This is a genomic window from Paraburkholderia sp. (assembly GCF_049581445.1).
GTDB lineage: Bacteria > Pseudomonadota > Gammaproteobacteria > Burkholderiales > Burkholderiaceae > Paraburkholderia.
In genome coordinates this window covers 1-22,903 of sequence record NZ_JBAURZ010000233.1, presented here as the reverse complement: position 1 = coordinate 22,903, position 22,903 = coordinate 1, and the positions used below count along the sequence as shown (strand labels likewise).

The 22,903-nt window shown below is 61.7% G+C and carries 25 protein-coding genes; 18 read left to right on the top strand and 7 right to left on the bottom strand.

Features of this window, described 5'->3' with window-relative positions:
• Positions 1-106 precede the first annotated feature (106 nt).
• Positions 107-1,180, bottom strand: coding sequence for a porin (locus tag WCA85_RS20180; RefSeq protein ID WP_424066646.1), 1,074 nt, complete (start codon positions 1,178-1,180; stop codon positions 107-109).
• 436 nt (positions 1,181-1,616) lie between these two features.
• Between WCA85_RS20180 and WCA85_RS20175 the strand changes: the two genes are divergently transcribed.
• The 14 genes from WCA85_RS20175 (at position 1,617) to WCA85_RS20110 (ending at position 15,182) form a co-directional block, all read left to right on the top strand.
• On the top strand, positions 1,617-1,931 hold the full coding sequence (locus WCA85_RS20175; protein WP_424066645.1) for a non-heme iron oxygenase ferredoxin subunit: 315 nt from the start codon (positions 1,617-1,619) through the stop codon (positions 1,929-1,931).
• Position 1,932: 1 nt separating this feature from the next.
• The gene (locus WCA85_RS20170) at positions 1,933-2,244 is read left to right on the top strand and encodes a recombinase-like helix-turn-helix domain-containing protein (protein WP_424066644.1); all 312 of its coding nucleotides are present in this window, start codon (positions 1,933-1,935) and stop codon (positions 2,242-2,244) included.
• A 91-nt stretch (positions 2,245-2,335) separates the two neighbouring features.
• A complete protein-coding gene (locus WCA85_RS20165) occupies positions 2,336-3,436 on the top strand; it encodes a Rieske 2Fe-2S domain-containing protein (RefSeq protein WP_424066643.1) in 1,101 nt (366 codons plus the stop codon).
• Positions 3,429-4,196, top strand: coding sequence for an SDR family oxidoreductase (locus tag WCA85_RS20160; RefSeq protein WP_424066642.1), 768 nt, complete (start codon positions 3,429-3,431; stop codon positions 4,194-4,196). The genes WCA85_RS20165 and WCA85_RS20160 overlap by 8 nt, the downstream gene beginning before the upstream one ends.
• 27 nt (positions 4,197-4,223) lie before the next feature.
• Positions 4,224-4,751 carry a cupin domain-containing protein gene (locus WCA85_RS20155; protein ID WP_424066641.1) on the top strand — a complete coding sequence of 176 codons (528 nt, stop codon included), beginning with the start codon at positions 4,224-4,226 and terminating at the stop codon, positions 4,749-4,751.
• Between the two features lie 113 nt (positions 4,752-4,864).
• Positions 4,865-5,755 (top strand): alpha/beta fold hydrolase, encoded by an 891-nt coding sequence (locus WCA85_RS20150; protein WP_424066640.1) that lies wholly within the window; start codon positions 4,865-4,867, stop codon positions 5,753-5,755.
• A complete protein-coding gene (locus WCA85_RS20145) occupies positions 5,756-6,628 on the top strand; it encodes an IclR family transcriptional regulator (protein ID WP_424066639.1) in 873 nt (290 codons plus the stop codon).
• Positions 6,628-7,464, top strand: a complete 837-nt coding sequence (locus tag WCA85_RS20140; protein WP_424066638.1) for an SDR family oxidoreductase — start codon at positions 6,628-6,630, stop codon at positions 7,462-7,464. The genes WCA85_RS20145 and WCA85_RS20140 overlap by 1 nt, the downstream gene beginning before the upstream one ends.
• On the top strand, positions 7,457-9,115 hold the full coding sequence (locus WCA85_RS20135; protein WP_424066637.1) for a thiamine pyrophosphate-binding protein: 1,659 nt from the start codon (positions 7,457-7,459) through the stop codon (positions 9,113-9,115). The genes WCA85_RS20140 and WCA85_RS20135 overlap by 8 nt, the downstream gene beginning before the upstream one ends.
• Positions 9,108-9,947: an aspartate dehydrogenase gene (locus WCA85_RS20130; protein WP_424066636.1), complete on the top strand. Its 840-nt coding sequence runs from the start codon at positions 9,108-9,110 to the stop codon at positions 9,945-9,947. The genes WCA85_RS20135 and WCA85_RS20130 overlap by 8 nt, the downstream gene beginning before the upstream one ends.
• A gap of 58 nt (positions 9,948-10,005) precedes the next feature.
• Positions 10,006-11,511 carry an aldehyde dehydrogenase gene (locus tag WCA85_RS20125; RefSeq protein WP_424066635.1) on the top strand — a complete coding sequence of 502 codons (1,506 nt, stop codon included), beginning with the start codon at positions 10,006-10,008 and terminating at the stop codon, positions 11,509-11,511.
• Between the two features lie 17 nt (positions 11,512-11,528).
• Complete coding sequence (locus WCA85_RS20120) at positions 11,529-12,494, top strand: VOC family protein (RefSeq protein ID WP_424066634.1); 966 nt, start codon at positions 11,529-11,531, stop codon at positions 12,492-12,494.
• Positions 12,487-13,752 carry an NAD(P)/FAD-dependent oxidoreductase gene (locus WCA85_RS20115; RefSeq protein WP_424066633.1) on the top strand — a complete coding sequence of 422 codons (1,266 nt, stop codon included), beginning with the start codon at positions 12,487-12,489 and terminating at the stop codon, positions 13,750-13,752. The genes WCA85_RS20120 and WCA85_RS20115 overlap by 8 nt, the downstream gene beginning before the upstream one ends.
• Before the next feature lie 26 nt (positions 13,753-13,778).
• A complete protein-coding gene (locus tag WCA85_RS20110) occupies positions 13,779-15,182 on the top strand; it encodes an MFS transporter (protein WP_424066632.1) in 1,404 nt (467 codons plus the stop codon).
• A 3-nt stretch (positions 15,183-15,185) separates the two neighbouring features.
• Here WCA85_RS20110 and WCA85_RS20105 read toward each other — a convergent pair whose 3' ends face one another.
• From WCA85_RS20105 to WCA85_RS20095, 3 genes are all read right to left on the bottom strand, one after another.
• Positions 15,186-15,647, bottom strand: coding sequence for an N-acetyltransferase family protein (locus tag WCA85_RS20105; protein WP_424066631.1), 462 nt, complete (start codon positions 15,645-15,647; stop codon positions 15,186-15,188).
• A 112-nt stretch (positions 15,648-15,759) separates the two neighbouring features.
• Positions 15,760-15,960: a DUF3562 domain-containing protein gene (locus WCA85_RS20100; RefSeq protein WP_424066630.1), complete on the bottom strand. Its 201-nt coding sequence runs from the start codon at positions 15,958-15,960 to the stop codon at positions 15,760-15,762.
• Between the two features lie 164 nt (positions 15,961-16,124).
• On the bottom strand, positions 16,125-17,186 hold the full coding sequence (locus WCA85_RS20095; RefSeq protein ID WP_424066629.1) for a DMT family transporter: 1,062 nt from the start codon (positions 17,184-17,186) through the stop codon (positions 16,125-16,127).
• Between the two features lie 151 nt (positions 17,187-17,337).
• On the opposite strand from WCA85_RS20095, the gene WCA85_RS20090 reads away from it, so the two are divergent.
• The 4 genes from WCA85_RS20090 (at position 17,338) to WCA85_RS20075 (ending at position 20,916) form a co-directional block, all read left to right on the top strand.
• Entirely contained in the window at positions 17,338-17,931 is a 594-nt protein-coding gene (locus WCA85_RS20090; RefSeq protein ID WP_424066628.1) for a lipocalin family protein, read from the top strand.
• 118 nt (positions 17,932-18,049) lie between these two features.
• Positions 18,050-18,838, top strand: a complete 789-nt coding sequence (locus tag WCA85_RS20085) for a DUF1295 domain-containing protein (protein WP_424066627.1) — start codon at positions 18,050-18,052, stop codon at positions 18,836-18,838.
• 84 nt (positions 18,839-18,922) lie between these two features.
• The gene (locus tag WCA85_RS20080; protein WP_424066626.1) at positions 18,923-20,026 is read left to right on the top strand and encodes an SAM-dependent methyltransferase; all 1,104 of its coding nucleotides are present in this window, start codon (positions 18,923-18,925) and stop codon (positions 20,024-20,026) included.
• A 98-nt stretch (positions 20,027-20,124) separates the two neighbouring features.
• Positions 20,125-20,916: a class I SAM-dependent methyltransferase gene (locus WCA85_RS20075; protein WP_424066625.1), complete on the top strand. Its 792-nt coding sequence runs from the start codon at positions 20,125-20,127 to the stop codon at positions 20,914-20,916.
• A 57-nt stretch (positions 20,917-20,973) separates the two neighbouring features.
• Here WCA85_RS20075 and WCA85_RS20070 read toward each other — a convergent pair whose 3' ends face one another.
• The 3 genes from WCA85_RS20070 to WCA85_RS20060 all read right to left on the bottom strand — a co-directional run.
• Positions 20,974-21,909: a CopD family protein gene (locus tag WCA85_RS20070; protein WP_424066624.1), complete on the bottom strand. Its 936-nt coding sequence runs from the start codon at positions 21,907-21,909 to the stop codon at positions 20,974-20,976.
• A gap of 2 nt (positions 21,910-21,911) precedes the next feature.
• A complete protein-coding gene (locus WCA85_RS20065; RefSeq protein ID WP_424066623.1) occupies positions 21,912-22,277 on the bottom strand; it encodes a copper resistance CopC family protein in 366 nt (121 codons plus the stop codon).
• 17 nt (positions 22,278-22,294) lie between these two features.
• On the bottom strand, positions 22,295-22,903 hold a 609-nt coding region (locus WCA85_RS20060; protein ID WP_424066622.1), incomplete at its 5' end, for a hypothetical protein.

The window sequence follows — 22,903 nt, the reverse complement described above, 5'->3', positions numbered from 1 at the left end:
CAAAAAATGCGCCCCGCTGCATCGCAGCGGGGCGCATTTTTACTTTCAGGAAAATGCTAGACCGTCGCAAGTTTCCCTGCCGGGAAGAGGCGGCTCAAGGGAGCGCTTAAAACGAGTGGTGAATGCCGGTCAGGAAGATCGTCTGGTTACGGCTGTTCGAGACACCGGCCGTGAAGAACGCGGCGTCCGTATTCGAACCGGCACGCTCATACAGTGCGTTCACGTAGACCTGTGTCGACTTGGACAACGCGTAGATATCGCCAATCTCGAACTGCGTCCAGCGGTGACCATCGAAGCTCGTGGTTGCCGCGCCACCTGCTATTGAGTTGGCAGGCGTGAAGGAATAGTTCGCACCGGCGTCGTAGCTTTGATAGGTATCCGAATAACCCGGCGACTCCAGTTTCACTCGCGTGTACAGGCCGTGCACCAGCAGGTTGCCGAACTGGTACGACGCGCCCGCACCCATGTCTTCGACCTTGTCGGCGGTGTAGGTCGCAGCGGCGACGCCCTGGAAGTTCGTGATGCCAGTCGTCACGATTGACGGCGTCCGGTCATGCTCGTTCGCGTAGACCGCGCCAGCCTTGAACGGACCGTTCGCGTAACTGGCGGCGAAGCTCAACGTGCGTCCCGTTGAGAAGTCGGTCGTGTTGCCGAGCCCCATCATCGCGCCGAACGTGAAGCCTGCGAAACTCGCCGAGCGGAATTTCACCGAGTTGTTGTACGGCACGACGCTAGTATCAGCCAGTTCGTCGATATTGCCGGGGTGGAACGCGTACCAGCTAGCGGCCTGGTAGCCCGTGCTGAGCGGGCCGAGCACGTCGAACATGAACGGCGTTTGATGCCCGAGCGACAGCGTGCCGACCTGGTCCGAGCTCAAACCAACGTAGGCCTGGCGGTTCCACAACGTCCCGGAGGACGCCATCGCGCCGGTTGTCGTATAGAAGCCGTTTTCCAACTGGAAGACTGCGTGCAGTCCGCCGCCCAGATCTTCCACGCCTCTAAAGCCCCAACGGTCGGGCTGCATGTTGCCCTGTTCCGCGATCCACTTCGTGCTGCCACCCACATTGCTGATGTAAGCCACACCCACGTCCAGACTACCGTAGAGCGTGACGCTGCTTTGCGCCCACGCGCCGGACGCGGCGCACAGGGCCGTCAGTCCGACTGCAATGATTCGTTTCACCGTTGGTTCTCCTGATCATATGACGAACGGCCCGGGCCATCTCGTCGTCCGTAGTGCATTGAGTTGAGTGAGCGGTAGTCGTGGTTTATGCGCCAAAACTTCGCCTCTTATTGTTCCACCTATGGGCGTCTGTATCGCCTATGGAAAGTATAGAGTCTTCAGAAGTGGTCAAAATAAATTTTCTGGCCCCGAGCAAACCCGTATGCCTACCCATGGCCTCACCTGATCGGCATAAAAAAAGCCTTACGGATTAGGGGCGTAAGGCTTTTTGGCGGAATGGGAAAAGAGGCGAACAACGTGGATTGAACGCCACATCAGTGTTTTCCCCTGGCACCCAAGTTTTTTATTTTTTATCTGCGGGACGGCTCCTATAATTGTCCATACACGAACTAACGTTCCTTGTATGGAACGTAAAGGCTCCAGGAGAAGGTAGCAAATGACTGAACAATGGCGTTGCGCCGGACATGCCGGCGACCTGTCCGACGACGCGCCGCTCGAGTTCAAGCTCGACGGCACGGAAGTCGGCATCTACAAGGTGGGCGACGCGCTGTACGCGCTGGAAAACGTCTGCCCCCATGCGTACGCGTTGCTGACGCAGGGCTTTGTCGACGGCGATACCGTCGAGTGCCCGTTGCACGAAGCCGTGTTCCATATCCCGACCGGCAAGTGTCTGAAAGAGCCGGGCGGCCGCGACCTGAAGGTCTACGCGGTCCGTCTCGCCGGTGAAGAAATCCAGATCAAGGTGGAATGACATGCGAGAGCAAGCCGTGAAATTCAATCCCTCCCTGAAGCCGTGGCTCGCGCCGCAGCCGAACAACGTGGCAGGCAAGGGCGTCATCGAAAAGCCAGGCGAGGCGCAGAACCTCGTGTGGCAGACCCGCAAGGCCGAACCGACGCAATACGAAAACGACTTCGGCGATGCGCTCGAAAAAGTATTCGATGCGGGCGCGCTGGAGTTGCAGGAAGTCGTCGACGGTTTGAACCGCGTGGGTTTTCGTACGCCGGAAGGCGAGGCGTGGAACGCCGAACGGCTCGCCGCCGAATTCCGTCTGCTCGCCGAATAAGCGCGCTATCCGAACCGTTCGCGTCTCGCACTGCACGCAACCCGCCTTATTCGCGAACACGCCATACCGAAAACGTATCCGGAGTCTTTTGATGACGTCCCCCACTATCCCCAATACGACGGACACCGGCACAACCGATCCGCTTCAGGCTTACCTCGATCGCGGCCTGCGCAACTACTGGTATCCGGTTGCGCCGAGCTGGCAAGTCGGCAACGCGCCGATCGGCCTCACTCGTCTCGGTGACCAGATCGTGCTGTGGCGCGATCAGGAAGGTCAGGTTCGCGCGCTCGAAGACCGTTGCCCGCATCGCGGCGCACGTCTCTCGCTCGGCTGGAATCTCGGCGGAAGCGTCGCCTGCTGGTACCACGGCATTGAAATCGACGGTGGCGGCACGGTCACCAAGGTGCCCGCTGTGTCGAACTGCCCGCTCGAAGGCCAGAAGTGCGTGAAGTCTTACCCGGTTCAGGAACACGCTGGCGCGATCTTCCTTTGGTTTGGCGACGATGCGCACAAGGAACCCGCGCCGCTCGTGCTGCCAGACGAACTGGTGAAAGAGGAATACGCCAGCTTCCTGTGCATGTCGAACTGGAAGTGCAACTACCAGTACGCGATCGACAACGTGATGGACCCGATGCACGGCGCGTATCTGCACGCCACCTCGCATTCGATGGCCGAAGGCGACAAGCAGGCCGACATGCGCGTGCGCAAGACCGAGACCGGCTTGATGTTCGAAAAGGTGGGCCAGCGCGACGTGAACTTCGACTGGGTGGAACTCGGCGAGACCGGCTGCCTGTGGATGCGTCTCGCGATTCCGTACAAGAAGAAGTTCGGCCCGGGCGGCAACTTCGGGATCATCGGCTTTGCCGTGCCCGTCGACGAAAACAATTGCCAGGTTTACTTCTGGCGCACGCGCAAGGTGTCCGGCTGGCAGCGCGACGCATGGCGTTTCATGTACCGCAATCGTCTGGAAGGTCTGCACTGGGATGTGCTGGAGCAGGACCGCTACGTCCTCGAAAGCATGGCGCCGAATGCACGCAGCCACGAATTCCTCTATCAGCACGACGTCGGCATGACGCGCGTGCGCCGCATGCTGCGTCAACGCGCGCAACAGGATTTCGCCGCACTCGACGCTCAACGTGCGCAGCTTGCAGCGAGCGAAGTCGGCGCGAGCGCAGGACACAGCCATGCATGACGCCGCGTTTCCGGCACTGAAGGGCCGGCGCGTGATCGTCACCGGCGGCGCGCGCGGACTCGGCGCGGCGTTCGTGCGCTCGTTGGCGCTGTCCGGTGCTCAGGTGGCCTTCGGCGACGTGCTGCACGACGATGGCAACGCGCTTGCCGCCGCGCTGCAAAGCGAAGGTCATGCAGTGCATTTCGTGCCACTGGACCTGGCGGACCCAATCAGCATCACCCGTTTCGTGGATGAAGCGGTGAAGCAGCTTGGTGGTCTGGACGCGCTCATCAACAACGCGGCAATCACCAATTCGGGCGGCAAGTTCGCCGGCGAGTTGGCGGTCGATACGTGGGACGCCGTGATGAACGTCAATGTGCGCGGTACCTGGCTGATGAGTACGGCTGCGTTACCGCATCTGCGCGACAGCGGGCGAGGAAGCATCGTGAATATCGCATCCGATACGGCGATGTGGGGCGCCCCGAAGCTGCTGGCGTACGTGGCGAGCAAAGGCGCAGTGATCGCAATGACGCGCTCGCTGGCGCGTGAATTCGGCACACATGGCATCACGGTCAACGCGATTGCACCGGGCTTGACCGAAGTCGAGGCCACCGCATACGTCCCGGCCGAGCGCCACGAGTATTACCTGAAAGGCCGTGCGCTTACGCGCGCACAGGTACCTGACGACGTCACAGGTCCGGTTCTGTTCCTGTTGACGGACGCCGCGCGCTTCGTGACCGGCCAGTTGCTGCCGGTCAACGGCGGCTTTGTGATGAATTGATTCTGTCTTTACCGAAAGGAGAAAGAGATGGCGGACGCCGATATCGAACGTAAGTCGTGGGACCAACCCACGGAAGCCAGCTTTGCACAGTGGATGGACACGCGCGTGGCGCGACTCGAAACCCGTCGATATGACTGGGATGCGCTCAAGTTTCAGGCCGACTACGACCCGAAGTATCGCCGCGCGCAAATGCGCTATGTGGGCACGGGCGGCACGGGCGTCGCGAAGGACGTCAACACGGTGCCCGCAGGCGGCTTCACGTTCTCGACGATGGTGATTCCGGCCGGCAACATCGGACCGAGCCATATTCATATGGACGTCGAAGAAATTTTCTTCGTGCTGCGCGGCAAGATGAAAGTGATCTGCGAGCGGGACGGCGAGACGTGGGAATCGGTGCTCGGCGAACGCGATCTGATTTCGGTGCCGCCCGGCGTGTATCGCACGGAAGTGAACATCGGTGAGGAAGATGCGTTGATGTGCGTGATGCTTGGTGCACCGAAGCCGATCACGCCGACATATCCGCCGGATTCGCCGCTTACCAAGCTCAAGCGCTGATTTTCCAGCAGCCGGTTTCACGTAGTTGAAGGCAGTTGAAACACCACCGACGGCAACACTCGCAGCCTGGCTGTTGCCGTCCTGATCCGTCAATCACTTTGCAGAAAGACACCATGTCAGCTGTTCCGTCCGCCACTGCCGATCTCGCTGCGCCGCTCGAAGTGCGTCTCGCGCGCTTTCCTGCGCAGCAGATCGTCACCACGGCGCACCAGACCTTGGGTTATCGCGAAGCGGGCACTGCGACAAAGGACATGCTGCCGCTCGTGTTGTTGCACGGCATTGGGTCGGGCGCGGCCTCGTGGGTGCAGCAGTTCGAAGCGCTCGGCGCGGCACGGCGCGTGCTGGCCTGGGACGCGCCCGGCTACGGCGTATCCACGCCGGTTGCCGCGGCATCGCCCAACGCCATGGACTACGCCGATGTGTTGCGCGGATGGCTCGACGCGATGGATATCGAGCGTTGCGTGCTGGTTGGGCATTCGCTGGGCGCGATCATCGCGGGCGCCTTCGCCACTGCGCATCCACAACGCGTCGCAGGATTGTTGTTGCTATCACCGGCAGTCGGTTATGGCGCAGCCGCGCCGGAGTTGCGTGAATCTAAGCGCGACCAGCGTCTCGCGATGCTGGCCGAACTCGGCCCCACAGGCCTCGCCGAAAAACGCAGCGCCAATATGTTGTCGGCCCATGCGGACGACACGTCCCGCGCCTGGGTGCGCTGGAACATGGCGCGCATCCTGCCGCACGGCTACGCGCAGGCTACCCATTTACTGGCGAAGGCCGACCTGGCCGCCGACCTCGCCCGCTTTCATGGCCGCACAGCAGTCGCCGTGGGCGCGGACGACACCATCACATTGCCATCCGCGTGTGACCGACTGGCGCAAATTGCCCGTACACGCTTGCAGATCGTGCCGGGTGCGGGCCACGCAGGCTATATCGAATGCGCCGACGCGTACACCGCGATCATCGAAACGTTCTGCCGCGCAAGCGCTGGACTACGGAGCCACTGAATGACGCCCGACACGATTAGCGCCGAGCGCGATACAGACGAAGAACGCGGCGACTCCGGCTACAAGGTGCCGGGTCTTGAACGCGGTCTGAAGATCCTCACGGAGTTTTCGCCGCGTGAACCGATCCTTGGCGCCCCGGAACTATCCCGGCGCCTGAGAATTCCCCGCACTACCGTCTTTCGCCTTTTGCAGACGCTTGAGTCGCTTGGCTTTCTGGAGCGCGCCGACAAGGACCGCAACTATCGCCTCGGCGTCGCGGTGCTGCGGTTGGGCTTCGAATATCTGAGCTCGCTGGAGTTGACCGACCTCGGCTTGCCGATCATCGAAGCGCTGCGTGATGAGACGGGTTTGACAAGCCACATTCTGATTCGCGATGGACGCGATGTTGTGTTCGTCGCCAAGGCGCAAAGCCATACACCGATTTTTAGCTCCGTGAAGGTGAATGTCGGCACGCGCCTGCCTGCCCATGCCACGACGCATGGCCAGGTGCTAATGGGCGATCTGTCGCTCGCCGAATTGCGCGTGCTGTACCCGGAGCCGAAGCTGCATCGCTTCACCAAGCTGACGCCGGAAACCATCGACGAGCTTTACGAACGGATTCGCGACGACGCGCAGCGCGGCTTTGCGATCAGCGAATCCTCGTTTGAACGTGGCATTTCGGTGGTGACGGCGCCGGTGCGCAACGACAGCGGTCGCATCGTCGCGGTGATTACGACGACGATTCCGCGGCCTGAGATCGATGCGTCGCTGCTCGATAGCGGTCTGATCGACAAAGTCCGCCATGCGGCCGATGAACTCTCGCAGCGCCTGAATTACCGGCCCAAAAACGGACCCGGTGCGGGCAGCAAATACATGAAGGCATTGGGGCTCTGATGATCCAAATCGATTTGACTGGGCAGGTGGCAGTCGTGACGGGCGGTTCGTCCGGCATCGGCCTTGCAACCGCCGAACTGTTTTTGCGTGCGGGCGCATCGGTCGCGATCTGCGGTCGCGATTCGGAGCGGCTCGCGCAAGCGGAAGCCTCTCTGGAAGCGCAATTCCCGGATGCGCAGTTGCTGGCCGTGCAGTGCGACGTGCTCGACGCCGCAGACGTCAATGCGTTTGCGAAAGCCGTGCAGAACCGCTTCGGCCGCTCCGACATGCTGGTGAACAACGCTGGTCAGGGCCGCGTCTCGACATTCGCGGACACCACCGACGAAGCCTGGCGTGAAGAACTCGACCTGAAGTATTTCAGCGTGATGCGTCCGACCCGCGCTTTCCTGCCGATGCTGTGCGACGCCGCCGGCGATGGCAAAAGCGATAGCAAAAGCACTGGCAAAGGAAACGCCGCCATCGTCTGCGTGAATTCATTGCTAGCGTTGCAGCCGGAGCCGCACATGGTGGCGACTTCATCGGCGCGCGCCGGTGTGTTGAGTCTCACCAAGTCGCTGGCGGCCGAACTCGCACCGCAACGCATCCGGGTGAATTCGATTCTGATCGGCATCGTTGAGTCGGGCCAATGGCGGCGCCGCTTCGAGACGCAAGCCGCACCGGGCCAAAGCTGGGAAGACTGGACCGGCGAACTCGCCCGCAAGAAAAACATTCCGCTTGGCCGCTTCGGCCGTCCCGAAGAGGCCGCGCAGGCACTCTTTTATCTGGCTACTAACCTGTCGTCCTACACGACGGGCAGTCACATCGATGTCTCTGGAGGCAATGCACGACATGTCTAACAAAACCACCGTCGGCGAGCTGATTGCCGCCTTTCTCGAGCAATGTGGCGTTCGCACCGCATTCGGCGTGATCTCGATCCACAACATGCCGATTCTCGACGCGATCAACAATCGCGGCAAGATCCGCTATGTCGGCGCACGCGGCGAAGCCGGTGCGGTCAACATGGCCGATGGCCTTGCACGTGTGTCGGGCGGTTTGGGCGTCGCGTTCACCAGCACGGGTACCGCCGCCGGTAACGCCGCCGGTGCAATGGTCGAAGCTCTGACCGCCGGTACTTCCGTGCTGCACATCACCGGCCAGATCGAAACCGAGTACCTCGATCAAGACCTCGCGTACATCCACGAGGCGCCGGATCAACTGTCGATGCTGTCGTCGATTTCGAAAGCCGCGTATCGCGTGCGCACCGTCGAAACGGCGTTGCCGACTATTCGCGAAGCCGTGCGCGTCGCGCAGACTGCGCCGAGCGGTCCGGTTAGCGTGGAGATTCCCATTGACATCCAGGCGGCGGAAATTGAATGGCCCGCTGATCTGGGAGCGCCACACGTGACGACGCTCACGCACGACAGCGCACGGGTCAAGCAACTCGCTGATGCGCTCGCCAACGCGAAGCGTCCGCTCTTGTGGCTGGGCGGCGGCACGCGTCATGCGCGCGCGGCGGTTGAGCGCCTCGTCGCGCTTGGCTTTGGCGTCGTTACGAGCGTGCAAGGGCGTGGCGTGTTGCCCGAAGATCATCCGGCGACGCTCGGGGCATTCAACGTACACGCATCGGTGGAAAGCTTTTACAAGACTTGCGACGCTGTGCTCGTAGTGGGCTCACGTTTGCGCGGCAATGAAACGCTGAAGTACAAGCTCGCGCTGCCGCAACCGCTGTACCGCATCGACGCGGACGCGCTGGCCGACAACCGCGGCTATCGCAACGAACAGTTCGTGCATGGCGATGCGGTTGCGGTACTGGAAGAACTGGCGACGTTGCTCGAAGGCCGCCTGAAGGTGGATGCGAAGTTCGCCGGCGATCTCGCGGCAGCTCGCGAAACCGCGGTGGCGGATGTGGGCAAGGGCCTCGGCCCGTACAAGCGTCTCGTGGATGCGCTGCAACGCTCGGTGGGGCAGGACTACAACTGGGTGCGCGACGTCACGATCTCGAACAGCACGTGGGGCAACCGCCTGCTGAAGATTTTCACGCCGCGTGCCGGTGTCCACGCGTTGGGCGGCGGCATTGGCCAAGGCATGCAAATGGCAATCGGTGCGGCGTTGGCGGAGACCGCAGCGAAGACCGTGTGCCTCGTCGGCGACGGCGGCTTGATGGTCAACGTAGGTGAACTCGCGACGGCCGTGCAGGAAAACGCCAATGTGATGATCGTGCTGATGAACGACCAGTGCTACGGCGTGATTCGCAACATTCAGGACGCGCATTACGGCGGTCGCCGCTGCTTCGTCGATCTGCATCAACCGGATTTTGCGCAGTTCTGCGAGAGCCTGAAGCTCACTCACTACCGTATCAAGTCGCTTGACGATGCGGACGAAATCATTCGTCAGGGGCTGGCAAAGACGGGTCCGGTGCTGGTTGAAGTCGACATGCTGTCGGTCGGTTCTTTTGCCACCGCGTTTGCTGGGCCGCCGGTCAAGAAGCAGGAGCCTGAACATGCCTGATGGTCGCCAATTGGGACATCCGGGGCACCACGCCCCCGTCGATGTCGCGATGATCGGCTTCGGCGCGATTGGCCAGGCGGTGTATCGCTCGGTCGTCGCCGACCCCCAGGTGCGGGTCTCGCACGTGATCGTGTCGGAGCGCAACGCGGCGTCGGTGCGCGAAGTAGTGGGTGACTCGGTGGATGTGGTGACGTCCGTCGCCGCGCTGAGCAGCCGCCCTCAGTTCGCGCTGGAATGCGCGGGCCACAGTGCGCTATTCGATCACGTCGTGCCGCTGCTGAAAGCTGGCACGGATTGCGCGGTCGCGTCGATCGGTGCGTTGTCCGATGTGATGCTGCTCGACGCGTTGTCCGCCGCTGCTGAGGAAGGCGATGCAACGTTGACGCTGTTGTCCGGCGCAATCGGCGGCGTGGATGCGCTCGCTGCAGCGAAAGAAGGCGGCCTCGACGAAGTGCTGTACACGGGACGCAAGCCGCCTTTGGGCTGGCTCGGCACGCCTGCGGAAAACGTCTGCGATCTGCGGGCGTTGACCGAAGAGCGGATCATTTTCGAAGGCAGCGCGCGTGAGGCGGCGCGGCTCTATCCGAAGAATGCCAACGTCGCGGCGACGATTGCGCTCGCGGGTCTCGGCCTGGATCAGACGATGGTGCGTCTGATTGCGGACCCGGCGGTTTCGCGCAACGTGCACCGGATTCTGGCGCGCGGCGCGTTTGGTGAAATGTCGCTGGAAATGAGCGGCAAGCCGTTACCGGACAACCCGAAGACCTCCGCGCTGACCGCGTTCAGCGCGATCCGCGCACTGCGCAATCGCGCGGCGCGCTGCGTGATTTGATTTGGTTTGCTGTAACCCAGCAGATGTAACTAAAGACGTAACTGAGCGGACGACCGACATGACTCACTTCGATACCAGCCTCTTGCCCACCGGCGATATTTTCATCGGCGGCGAATGGCGGCAAGGGCGTGGCAACCCATACAAAAGCCTGTATCCGGCGGATCAGTCGGTCAACATGGAAATCTCCACGGCCAGCGCCGACGATGCGCGCGATGCAGTGGAAGCCGCTGATATCGCCTGGCGCAAGTCCGACTGGTCCGGCCTGAAGCCTCATCAACGCGCGCTCATCCTGTATCGCATCGCCGAGCTGATCATGGCGCGTCACGAAGCGCTGGCGCAACTGCAACGGCGCGACAACGGCAAACCGATTGGCGAGACCCGCGTGCTGGTCGCGAGTGCAGCGAACACATTCCGCTATTTCGCGGCCTGCCTCGAAACGCTCGACGAGGAACTGACGCCCTCTCGCGGCGACTACATGACGATGAGCGTGAACGAGCCGATTGGCGTGATCGCGGCAATTACGCCGTGGAACTCGCCGATTGCCTCGGATGCGCAAAAGCTCGCCCCTGCGCTGGCCGGTGGCAATGCGGTCGTGCTCAAGCCGGCTGAGGTGACGCCGCTGGTGTCGCTGGCGTTGGCGCGCATCTGCGAAGAAGCGGGCGTGCCTAAGGGCGTGTTGAGCGTGCTGCCGGGCAAAGGCTCAGTGATTGGCGACGTGCTGGTGCGCCATCCGCTCGTGAAGAAGGTGTCGTTCACGGGCGGCACCGAAGTGGGCCGCGGCATTGCACGCATCGCAGCGGACAAACTGATGCCCGTGTCGCTGGAACTGGGAGGGAAATCGCCGACCATCGTATTCGACGACGCCGACCTCGATCACGCCGTGAACGGTGTGCTGTACGGCATTTTCAGTTCGTCGGGCGAAGCGTGCATTGCAGGGTCGCGTCTCTTCGTACAGCGGCCTATCTATGACGCGTTCATGAAGCGTCTCGCGGCAGGCGCCCGCAAGCTGCGCGTTGGCGATCCTTCGCGGGATGAAACGCAGATGGGTCCGCTCATCACGCCGGCGCATCGCGAGTCGGTGGAGCGTTACGTTGCGTTGGGTCTGGAAGAAGGCGGCCGTCTGCTGTGCGGCGGTGAACGTCCGGTTGGCGACGGCCGCGAAAGCGGCAACTTCTATCAGCCGACCATTCTCGAAGGTCTGTCGAATAGCGCGCGCATCTGCCAGGAAGAAATCTTCGGACCGGTGCTGGTGGCGATGCCGTTCGACGACGAAGCCTCCTTGCTCAAGGATGCCAATGACAGCGTGTTTGGTCTCGCCGCAGGCATCTGGACGCGCGACTACAAGCGCGCATTCCGCATTGCCCGCGCACTTGAAGCGGGTACCGTGTGGATCAACACTTACAAGCTGTTCTCGATCTCGACGCCGTTTTCCGGCTGGAAAGAGAGCGGCATGGGCCGCGAAAAGGGGCGCCTCGGCATCCGCGAGTACATGCAACAAAAGAGCCTCTACTGGGGCTTGAACGACGCGCCGCTGGCGTGGGCTAACGCGCCCCAGGCGAATTAGGAAACACGAGGCACGATATGACAATTCTTGGCATTGAACAGATTACCTACGGTGTGACGGACCTCGAAACCTGCCGGCGCTTTTTCGCCGACTGGGGTTTGAAAGAGACCGCACACGACGAAACCCGCGCCCGCTTCGAATCACTGAACGGCTGCACCATTCTTGTTGCCGACGCCAACGATCCGTCGCTGCCGCCCGCGTTCGAAGAAGGCCCGACCTTGCGCGAAGTGACGTGGGGTGTGGGGACGCGCGCAGAACTCGACGCACTGCGTGGCCGCTTTGCCGGTCAACCTGGCCACTATGAAACGGATGACGCCGTGGGCTGCATCGACCCGAACGGCATGGCGATCCGCGTGGAAGTCACCCGCAAGCGCGAACTCGAAACGCATGGCTCGCCGTCGAACGTGTGGGGCCAGACGCTGCGCGTGAATCAACCGTCACCGATTTACGAGCGCGCTGAGCCGGTGGAAGTCGGTCACGTGGTGTTCTTCACGAACAACCTCGCTGAAACCGAGAAGTTCTATCAGGAGTTGCTCGGCTTCGAAATGTCGGACCGCTACCCGGGCCGTGGCGCGTTCCTGCGCTGTGCGCCACATGGCGGCCACCACGACCTGTTCCTGCTCGCACTTCCCAACGGCAAGCGCGGCCTGAATCACGTCGCCTTCACGGTGCGCGATATTCACGAAGTGTTCGGCGGCGGCATGCACATCAGCCGGTGCGGCTGGGATACGCAGTTGGGTCCGGGGCGTCATCCGGTCTCGTCCGCTTACTTCTGGTATTTCCAGAATCCGGCGGGCGCGCTGATCGAGTACTACGCGGATGAAGACCAACTGACGCCCGAGTGGCAGCCGCGCGATTTCGAACCGGGTCCGACGGTGTTCGCCGAATGGGCGATCGACGGCGGGATCGACGGCAATACCCGCCGTCAAAAGAATGCGAAGGCGCCGGAAGGCAAGTTCATGACGGAGCGCAAACATGACTGACGCTGCCACTCAACACGCGCAAGCGGCCCACGCCGGGCTGGAAGCGCCGCGCACGATCGTCGTGATCGGCGGCGGTCAGGCGGCCGGCTGGATCGTGAAGACGCTGCGCAAGGAAGGCTTCGACGGCCGCCTCGTGATGATCGCCGATGAGATTCATCTGCCCTACGAACGGCCGCCGCTGTCGAAAGCGGTGCTGGCGGGCGAAGCGGATATCGAAACCGTGCGCCTCGTGAAGCCGGACGATTTCGCCGCGCTGAACATCGAAGCATGGCAACCGGACACCGCGACTTCAATCGACCGTGAGCGACGCATTGTGCGCACGCAGTCGGGTCGTGAAGTGCAATACGACCGCCTCGTCATTGCAACCGGCGGCGCTGCGCGACGCTTGCCCGACGCGCTGGTCAAGACTTCCCATATCACCTATCTGCGCACGCTCGACGAAGCCGTTGCACTCGGCGAGCGGCTGCGCGCAAGCCAGCATGTGCTGGTGATCGGCGGTGGCTGGATCGGCCTCGAAGTAGCGGCGACCGCGCGCAAGCTCGGCGTCAAGGCGACGGTGGTCGAAGGCGCGCCGCGTCTGTGCGCACGCTCGGTGCCGCCTGCAATTTCGGATTTCCTTGTGGACCTGCATCGCGCGAATGGTGTTGACGTACGCCTGAACGCTGGCCTCGTCTCGCTTGACGACCACCCCAACGACGCACAACGCGTCCGCGCCACGCTCCCCGACGGCACGACGATTGACGCTGATTTCGCGGTGGCCGGTATCGGCCTCACGCCGCATACGTCGATTGCACAGGCAGCTGGTCTTGCAGTGGCGGACGGCATCGTAGTAGATCATTTTGGCGCCACCGACGATCCGCGCATCTACGCCTGCGGCGATGTGGCGAATCATCCGAGCGCGTGGTTAAAGCGCCGCGTGCGGCTCGAATCGTGGGCCAATGCGCAGAACCAGGCCATCTCCGCAGCCAAGGCTATGCTCGGCACCTTTGAACCGTATGCGGACATCCCGTGGTTCTGGTCCGATCAGTACGACGTCAACCTGCAGATCCTCGGCGACATTCCCAACGACGCACAACTGGCCGTGCGCGGTGATCTGCCAGCGCGGCGCGCGACGCTTTTCTATGTGGAAGACAGCGCGATTCGCGGGGTCATTGCGATCAACTCACCGCGCGATCTCAAGCTCGCGCGCAAATGGATGAACCAGGGTCGCACGATCGATCTTGCAACCCTGACGGACGCCAGCACGGCACTCGCGTAACCCTTCTTTTGGACGGCGATAACGGCATGAGAACCATCGACAACACCATGGGGGACCGCAGCAGCGCCGGTGTCTCAGGCCCCGTGACCCGGGGCTCGATCATTGCGCGTCTGGAGCGGTTGCCGGGCAACGCGATGCAGGTTCGCGCGCGAATCCTGATCGGCCTCGCCACGTTCTTCGACGGCTTCGACGTGATCGCCATCGCGGCCACGCTGCCGATCCTGATCCAGAAATGGGGCCTCACACCGTGGGAGATCGGTTTTCTGATCGCCTCCGGTTCGATTGGGCAATTGCTCGGCGCCTTCGTATTCCCGTGGTACGCCGAACGCAAAGGGCGCGTGCGTGCGATTGCGGTGAGTTCGGGGATTATCGGTGTGACGAGTATCGCGTGCGGGTTCGCGCCGACGTTTGCCGCGTTTGTCGTGTTGCGGATCGTTCAGGGTCTGGGCCTGGGTGGCGAATTGCCTGTCGCCGCGACTTATATCAACGAGATCAGCCGTGCGCATGGGCGTGGCCGCTTCGTGCTGCTGTATGAAATCGTTTTTCCGGTGGGACTGCTGGCGTCGAATGCGTTGGGCGCGTGGATCGTGCCGCGTTTTGGCTGGCAGGCCATGTACTTTATCGGCGGCATGCCGCTGATTTTGTTCTTCGTGCTGCGCAAGCTGGTGCCGGAATCGCCGCGCTGGCTCGCCGAGCGCGAACGGATGGCGGATGCGGATGCCGCCGTGCTGGCGTTCGAACGCGCTAGCAAAGGACCGCTTGCACCTGTCGAGCATTCGGCCGATTTCGAGGCGATGGCCAGTCGTCACCCGAAACGCCGCATCGGCGATCTGTTTGGGCCTGCTTATCTGAAGCGTACGCTGGCGGTGGCGATGTTGTGGGTGACGTGTGGTTTCATTCAGTACGGTTTGTCCACGTGGCTGCCGACGATCTATCGCACGGTCTACCACGCGCCGTTGCAACTCGCGCTGAATCTGGCCGTGGCGGCGTCCGTGCTGGGCGTGATCGGTTCGTTGACTTGCGCGCTGCTGGTCGACAAGGTGGGGCGCAAGCCAATCATCAACTTCTCATTCGTGCTGTGCGCGCTGTCCTTGCTATTGGCTGGCGTGTTCCACAACTCGTCTGTGTATGTGGTCGCGACATGCTGTGCTTTTGCGCTCGGCTTCCTCGCGTGCGGGTTCATCACCGCTTACGTGTACACGCCGGAACTGTACCCGACCAGCATCCGTGCATTCGGCTGTGGTGTAGGCGGCGCATGGCTGAAGGTGGCGGCGATCTTCGCGCCGGCCATTGTCTCGAAGACGATGATCGGCGGCAATCTCGACGTGGCGTTTTATATCCTCGCGGCTGTGCCGTTCCTTGCTGCGATAGCGGTGCACTTTCTTGGGATCGAAACCAAGGGGAAAGTGCTGGAGCAGTTGGAGGCTTAAGCGCTACAACGCCTTCCGGTACACCACAAACCCTGAACGTTCAGCGACCTGATCGTAGAGCTTCATCGCCGTGTGATTCGTTTCATGGGTCTGCCAGTAGACGCGTGTTGAACCCGCCGCCTTTGCATGTTCATAGACGGCCTCAATCAGCGCGCGTCCGACGCCTTTGCCGCGCGCGTTCTCTAACGTGTACAGATCCTGCAGATAGCAGATGGGACCGGCCATCGTCGTGTGACGGTGATAAAGATAGTGCACGAGGCCGACCAATTGCCCGTCGCGTTCGGCGACCAGCGCGTGCATCGGCTCATAACCATCAAAGAAACGCGTCCACGTGAGCTGCGTGATCTCGCGTGGCAATGCGGTTTCGCCTGAGCGTCCATAGAACGCGTTGTAGGCATCCCATAACGGTAGCCAAGCGGCGAAATCGGTGGGAACGACGGGGCGAATCTGAACGGGGTGCGTCACGAACGGGGCTCCTTGCCTGGGTAGGATTGCCCCGTTAGCTTAAGGAAAGTCAGGCGCCATTGTTAGCGCCATCGGCGCGAGAAAACATAGAGCCACAGGGTTGGCCGTACGCTTAGTGCTTGCGCTTGGAATGCTTCAACTTGCTGCGAACCCGCTTGGCAACCAGTAACGGCAAATAATCAAATACACGGGCTTCGACCCTGAAGTCAGCCAAAGTGTCGGCGTAAATCTGCGAGACCGTTTCCGTGGGTGTGTCGGTTTCCGCGGCGATGGCCTGTACTACTTCGTCAACGTTGGGCTGAGGCTGATCCATAGATCTCTCCGGTCTGGCAGGGTGGGAAATGCAAACACAGGGAGTTCCATTACAGGATGCTCCGCGCCACGATGCCAATTGAATCGACCTATCACGAACTGATCACGTCCCCGCTTTTGCTTGCAACGCTGAAAGGGAACAATCGCAAGTCGCGATTTGCCTAATTAGTGGGAATGACGATGATGAATATCTGGGAAATGAGCATGAGTATGGGTAATCGGCATATGCCGATGAGCATGGGTATGGGGTTCCGTGCCATCCCATTGGAAATCATGTTCGTGCTGGTGATGTTCATCATGATGGTGCGGGTGGTTGTGGTCCAGCACGTCATGTGTGTGAGGATGTTCGTGGCGCTCGCGGATATGCAGCCACACGCCGAACGCCATCAGCGCGGCGGCGATCCAGAACAGAAGCGGCGGCAGTTCGGGCCACAGGATCAACGACAGCGTCACGCCAAATAGCGGCGCCACCGAAAAATAGGCACCCGTGCGAGCCGTGCCCAGATTGCGCAACGCGAGTACGAAGAGGACGAGGCTAATGCCATAGCCCGCGAAGCCGGTCAGCATGGCGGCGGCCAAGGTTGTCGCGCTTGGAAGGCTGGCGCCGAGCAGCAGCGCGATGACGAAATTCACCGAACCGGCCACCAGCCCCTTCAGACAGGCGATAACCATTGCATCGTTAGTCGATACCTTGCGGGTAAGGTTGTTGTCGATCGCCCAGCACGCGCAGGCGCCGGCCACAAGCAAAGCGCCGAGTGGCAGGCGAGCCGAGCCCGGGTGCCATGACAAGGCTACGCCCCCTGCGATGATCGCAAGCATGCCGAGAAATATCTGACGATCGACATTCTCGCGAAACACGATCCACGCAATCAGCGCCGTGAATACGCCTTCAAGATTCAGCAGCAGGGAACTGGTGGCGGCGGGCGTCACATTCAAGCCGAGCATCAGAAGCGCAGGTCCGGCGACGCCGCCTGTGGCGATGGCACCGAATAGCCAAGGGAGTTCGCGAAAACGAAGCTGGCCTTTGTTGGCCCGCTCGTGTGCGCGCAGTTTCGCGCGGCGCAAAAAGATCGTGATGGCGAGCCCGACTCCGCTGCCCAGATAGAACAGGCCTGCCACCATGAATGGCGACAACGTGCCAAGCAGCGCTTTGGCGAGCGGCGTGGTTGCGCCAAACAGCGCGGCGGCAAGCAGGGCGGTGAATGGAGCGTTAAAACGTGCTGACATGGGTTATTGCATTGGTGACATAAGCAAGACTCGCTGACACCTCCGGACAAGCCCGTTGCGTTTGTCTCAGGAGTGAACAACGGCGCGAGCCGCGCATCCGTCGGGCTGCGGTGAACGTAGTACGTATATCGTCACGTGATTCGAGGTTACCATGCGCCGCTTTGCCTGTGCCGCCGCTGTGTTCCTGCTGTTCGTGCTGAACGGATGCTCTGGCGAGCCACCCAATCCGAATCCGCGCGCCGAGGTGCCACTTGCCACGGTGCCAGTGGATTTGCCGCGCTACATGGGGCGCTGGTACATCATCGCCAACATTCCGTATTTTGCCGAGCGTGATTTTGTCGGCAGTTATGCGCAATGGAAACTGCGACCCGACGGCAAGATCGACGATTCGTATTACGCCCACAAGGGTTCCTTCGAAGCGCCGCTGAAGCACTACCAGTTTCTCGACACGCCCGTGCCGGGATCAGGCGGCGGGGAGTGGAGCGTCCAGGTGTTCTGGCCGGTGCGCTTCAAACAACTCACGCTGTATGTCGATCCGGACTACCGTTACACGATCCTCGGATATCCGGGCAAAAAACTTGGCTGGATATTCTCGCGCGACCCCGATATGAGCGACGACACCTACCGCGCCATGCTGGCGAAGCTCGACGCAATGGGTTACGACATTTCGCGCTTCAAGCGCGTGCCACAGAAGCCAGAGCAGCTCGGTATGCCGGGGTTTGCGTCCCCGGGGGACAAGAACTAGGCGTCGTGAGCGCGGGTGAGCGGCGGCACACTCCATGCTGCCAAGGTAAGCGAGCGCTGTTCGCATCCGTTGCCACCGGAGCTGCGTATATCTTGCATCGCCATTTAACGAGGATGCCATGCCGCCTGTCGTCGCCGCCGTGATCGCCCTTGTCGGTCTTGTGGTGGTCTTTACCGCCGTCTGGGCCTGGCAATTGAAGTCGGAAAATGCCGGCATGGTCGATCCGGTATGGGCTTATTCGCTCGGCGCCGTTGCGGTTCTGTACGCGGTGGTCGGCACCGGTAGCCCGTCGAGCCGCGCGCTCGCTGCGCTCGGTGGGCTCGTGTGGGGCACACGCCTCGGCACGCATTTGTGGCGCCGCAACTTCGGGCAACCTGAAGATGCGCGTTACCGACGGCTTCGCGAGGAATGGGGCGCCGGGGCGCCGAGCCGAATGTTTGCCTTCTTTCAGTTGCAGGTGGTCATCTCGATGCTGCTCTCGCTGGCGTTTCTGGTGCCGTCGTACAGCACTAGTGAGTCTGCGACCGGGTGGATGATTGTCGCGGTGCTGGTGTGGATCGTGGCAGTGGCAGGCGAAGCGCTCGCGGACCGTCAATTGCGCCACTTCAAGAACGATCCAGAGAGTCACGGCAAGGTTTGCCGTGTTGGATTGTGGCGTTACTCGCGGCATCCAAACTACTTTTTCGAATGCGTACATTGGGTGGCATATATCGCCCTTTCGATTGGCTCGCCTTGGGTCTGGTTGACGCTCTTGCCGCCTCTGCTGATGGCATGGTTGTTGTTGAAGTTGTCCGGCATTCCGCTGCTCGAGGCCAGTCTTGCGAAATCGCGCGCCGGTTACGCCGAATACATGCGCACCACCAATGCGCTGATCCCGTGGCCGCCGCGCCGTTCGTCACGGGACTAGCGCTATGACCGGCGCGCCCCCGCTGAAAACCATACGAACAACAAGCTGGCCACGCCAGCAATGGACCACAAAGGAGCCTGCACTATGAGCCTGTCGACCCTTGACCGGACCTTGCCGCCGTCGACGCCCGCGAGCCCCGACGACGGCTGGCTGATCCGTTGCTGCGAGCGCGGGTGGCTGCCGGATGCGCTGATGCGTCTCGGCATGCGTCAATTGATGCGTCAGCGGCTTGGCGAAGAAGCGATCGACGACGGCGAACTGCGTGCGCAACGCCTCAACCGTCTGCTCGATGAGTTGCGGGCGAGTCCCATCGCGATTGAAACCCAGGTGGCCAATACCCAGCACTACGAAGTACCAGCAGCGTTTTTTCACGCACACCTTGGGCCGCACCTGAAGTACTCGTGCTGTCTTTATCCAAAGGGGAATGAAACGCTGGAACAGGCCGAAGCCGCCATGCTCGAACTGTATGCGACTCGCGCCGAACTCGCTGACGGTCAGCGCGTGCTGGATCTCGGCTGCGGCTGGGGTTCGCTGTCGTTGTGGCTGGCGGCGCGTTATCCGCGCTCGCAGATCGTCGCACTGTCCAACTCGCACGGCCAGCGCGCGTTTATTGAAGGATGCGCTACGCAGCGCGGTTTGACGAACCTGAAGGTCGTTACAGGCAATATCGTCGACTTCGAGTTTACCGAAGCACAGCTTGCGGGCGGCTTCGACCGGGTGGTCTCGATCGAGATGTTCGAGCACATGAAAAACTACGGCCTGCTGCTGGCGAAAATCGCACGCTGGATGCGCGATGACGCAAAGCTTTTTGTGCATATCTTTGTGCATCGAACACTCGCGTATCACTTTCAGGTCTACGACGGCAGCGACTGGATGTCCAAATATTTCTTCACCGGCGGCACGATGCCCTCGGAGAATCTGCTGCTCAACTTCCAGGACGATCTGCGCGTGGAGCGTCAATGGTGGGTCAGCGGCACACACTACGAGCGCACGGCCAATCATTGGCTGGCCGCGCTAGATGCCGCGAAAGACCGCGTGACGCCGATGCTGGTGGACACCTACGGCGCGCGCGACGCGGCAATCTGGCTGCAACGCTGGCGTATGTTCTACATGGCCGTGGCGGAGCTGTTCGGGTTTGCCAACGGTAACGAGTGGGGCGTTGGACATTACCGTTTCGAGAAGCGGTAAACAGGACGGGGTCGACACCCTGCGCGCCACAGCGGCATACTTCCGGAGTCGCGCGCCCGCTGTTACCTCGTATGCGCGTGGCCTTGACGGAACCGCCCATGACCACCCCCATCCCCTTCGTACCTGATCGCTTCAAAGACAACGCCGTGCATTATCTGGGCGGCCGCGCCGCTTACTCGCCGCGCCTGATCCGGCGTGTAGCGCAGGCGTGCAATCTCGACGGCACGCAGCGCCTGCTTGATCTCGGCTGCGGGCCGGGGCAGATATCGCTGGCGTTTTCCACGTGGATTGCTGCGGGTGTCGCGATCGACCCCGCGCCGGAAATGTTGAGCATCGCGTCGGGACTCGGGCTAGGCATCGCACCGAACATCGAATACCGGCTGGGGAGTTCTTACGATCTATCGCCTGCACTCGGCCAGTTTCAGATCGCCGTAATCGGCCGCGCGTTTCACTGGATGGACCGGCCGGATACGCTCGCCTGCCTCGACAAGCTGATCGATCCAGCAGGCGCGGTGGTGCTGTTCGCCACTTCGCATCCTGACGATCCGCCTACGCCATGGTTCACCCAATACCGCGCGCTTCTGGAGGAATATGCGCAAAGCGATCCCGCTCGCGTGCAGCGCCAGTCCGATGACTGGGAGAGTCACGACAGCGTGTTATTGAAGTCGCCGTTTACGTCGCTGGAGCGCGTGTCGATTGTCGAAATGCGGCGTGTCGCGGTGGAGTCGCTGCTGGCGCGGGCGATGTCCATGTCGAGCCTGTCTCGCGAGCGTCTGGGGACACGTCTCGACGAATTGCTGGAGCGCACGAGGGCCGTGCTCGAAGCGCACGCACAAGATGGTTGGCTCGATGAGCGGGTGGATTCGGTCGCGTTGATTGCACGACGCTGAGTCACGCGGCGGCGCCGCCACATTCGTGGCGACGCCGACACGTTCGTATGTCGCGCTTCAGCCTCCCGAAGGCGACGTATGGCCCAATACGCCCGCTACCGCCAGCACTGCGACCATTGCAACGGCTTCGATAGTCAGCAGCCGGTTGAAGCACCGCTGCGCGTCAGAATAGGCGGCGCCGCCTTCGATAGCCGATACTTGCAGGCGCGGCAGATACACCATCCGGTTGTAACCGCCCAATAGCACGGCCAACGTGACGAACACGAGCTTGAGCGCCAATATGCGTCCGTACAACACGCTGAGCAAAGGCGCGGCGAGGTGAGCCGTGTCCTGCGTCGCGTTGTAGATGCCGGTGAGGATCACCACCACTAACGCCATCGTCGCCAGATGCGACAGGCGTGTGCAGAATCCTTCGATCTCCTCTGCTGTATGGGATGCGGCGTCGCTCCAGCGGCGCAACGTGGGTGTTGCGATGATGACGCTGCCTGCCCACAACGCCGTCGCGCACAGATGGACGACATGGACAGCCTCGCGGAGCGTGAAATCACCGGCATCTGCGGCGTGACTCGCCGCCGCTTTACCTGCCACGTATGCGAGCATGCCCGCTGCGGCAAGCCACCATGCTGTACGGCTATCTCGGTGGCCGCCGAGGCACGCCACCACTGCGCCACCACAGCCGATTGACCACGCCACACCAAAGTGAGATTGCGTCAACACGGCGCCAACGACGGAACCTGCCGCGACAAACGTCGAACCGCTCATCACGGCCGCTTCCAACTGCAGATACACGCAGCAGGCGAGGACGAGCATGCAAAGCGAGGCGAAGCGCACGCGGCCCGACGAGAGGCATGCATCACGCGGCTGCGTGTTCAGCCCCCGAAGCTGCCCGCGTGGCGAGCACAATGCACTGCACGCCAGAGCGCCCGCAGCGATCGCAAACAGCAGATCCTGCAAAGCAGCGACGACGATCTGTGCGACGATGAGCGGATCCACCGTTACTTTACCGTGAAGGTGTAGTGGCCCTGCGTGCGGTGGCCGTCTTCTGCAACGGCCACCCATGCGACCTTGTAATCACCTGGCGTCAGCGGGCTCAGTGCCACCGACATCCGCTTGTTGTTCGATGCATCGACGACGGCCTTGGCGCTCGTTACCGGCTTGTCCTGGGAATCGGTCACGGTGATCGAACTGAAGGCCGGTTCGAGGCCGTCATCGAAATCGATCGTCACGTCCTTTTGCGATGTAGAAACGGTCGCGCCAGCGCCCGGCGCCTGGTGGGTCGGGAATGCGTGCGCGTGTGCCAGTTGGCACCCTGCAATCATCAGCGCGGCAACGGCGGCGCGTGCGGTCATATGGAGTTTCATGAGAGCGGTATCCTGGATCAGAAAATAGGTTTGCCGATAGAGCTTGGGAAGATGTCGTCGAGGAACAGATGAGCGTCGAACAACACCCCGACATGGTTGCCGGTCAGGCGATTCACGGGAATCTGCGCTTCAACGCCGAACTGCCCCCAGCGGTTGAGCCACAACACACCGGGGTTGATCGTGCCGGTCGTCTGACCCGCGCAGGCACCCGCCGTGCAGGTGGCCATCGGTGCTTCGACGACGAGGTACGCGCCCGCGAGCGGCTGCGGGAGCCCGAAATCCTTCACGTGATCCTGCAGATACGGGATGCTGTACTGGAGCGTTGTGCCCCAGCCGAACGAGTTTGGTCCGAGCGCGGATGACGCGGTCGTCAGGTTCGGTCCGATCTCGGCCGTGATTGCGAACGGTTTCAGGTAGTTAAACGATGCGGGCAGGTCGCCGAAGCCCTTGCCGAGATAAACGGTTGGGCTGAACGTCGAAAACGAGTCCGCTATCGACTTGGCGCCAGTGCCGCCAATGTCCGTATCAAGGCCGACAGACATCATGAATTCATGCGGCGCGTTCGCGTAGACCATGTACTTCACGCCGACCGTCAGGTTGTCCCAGCCTTTGGCGGAGCCGCCGTT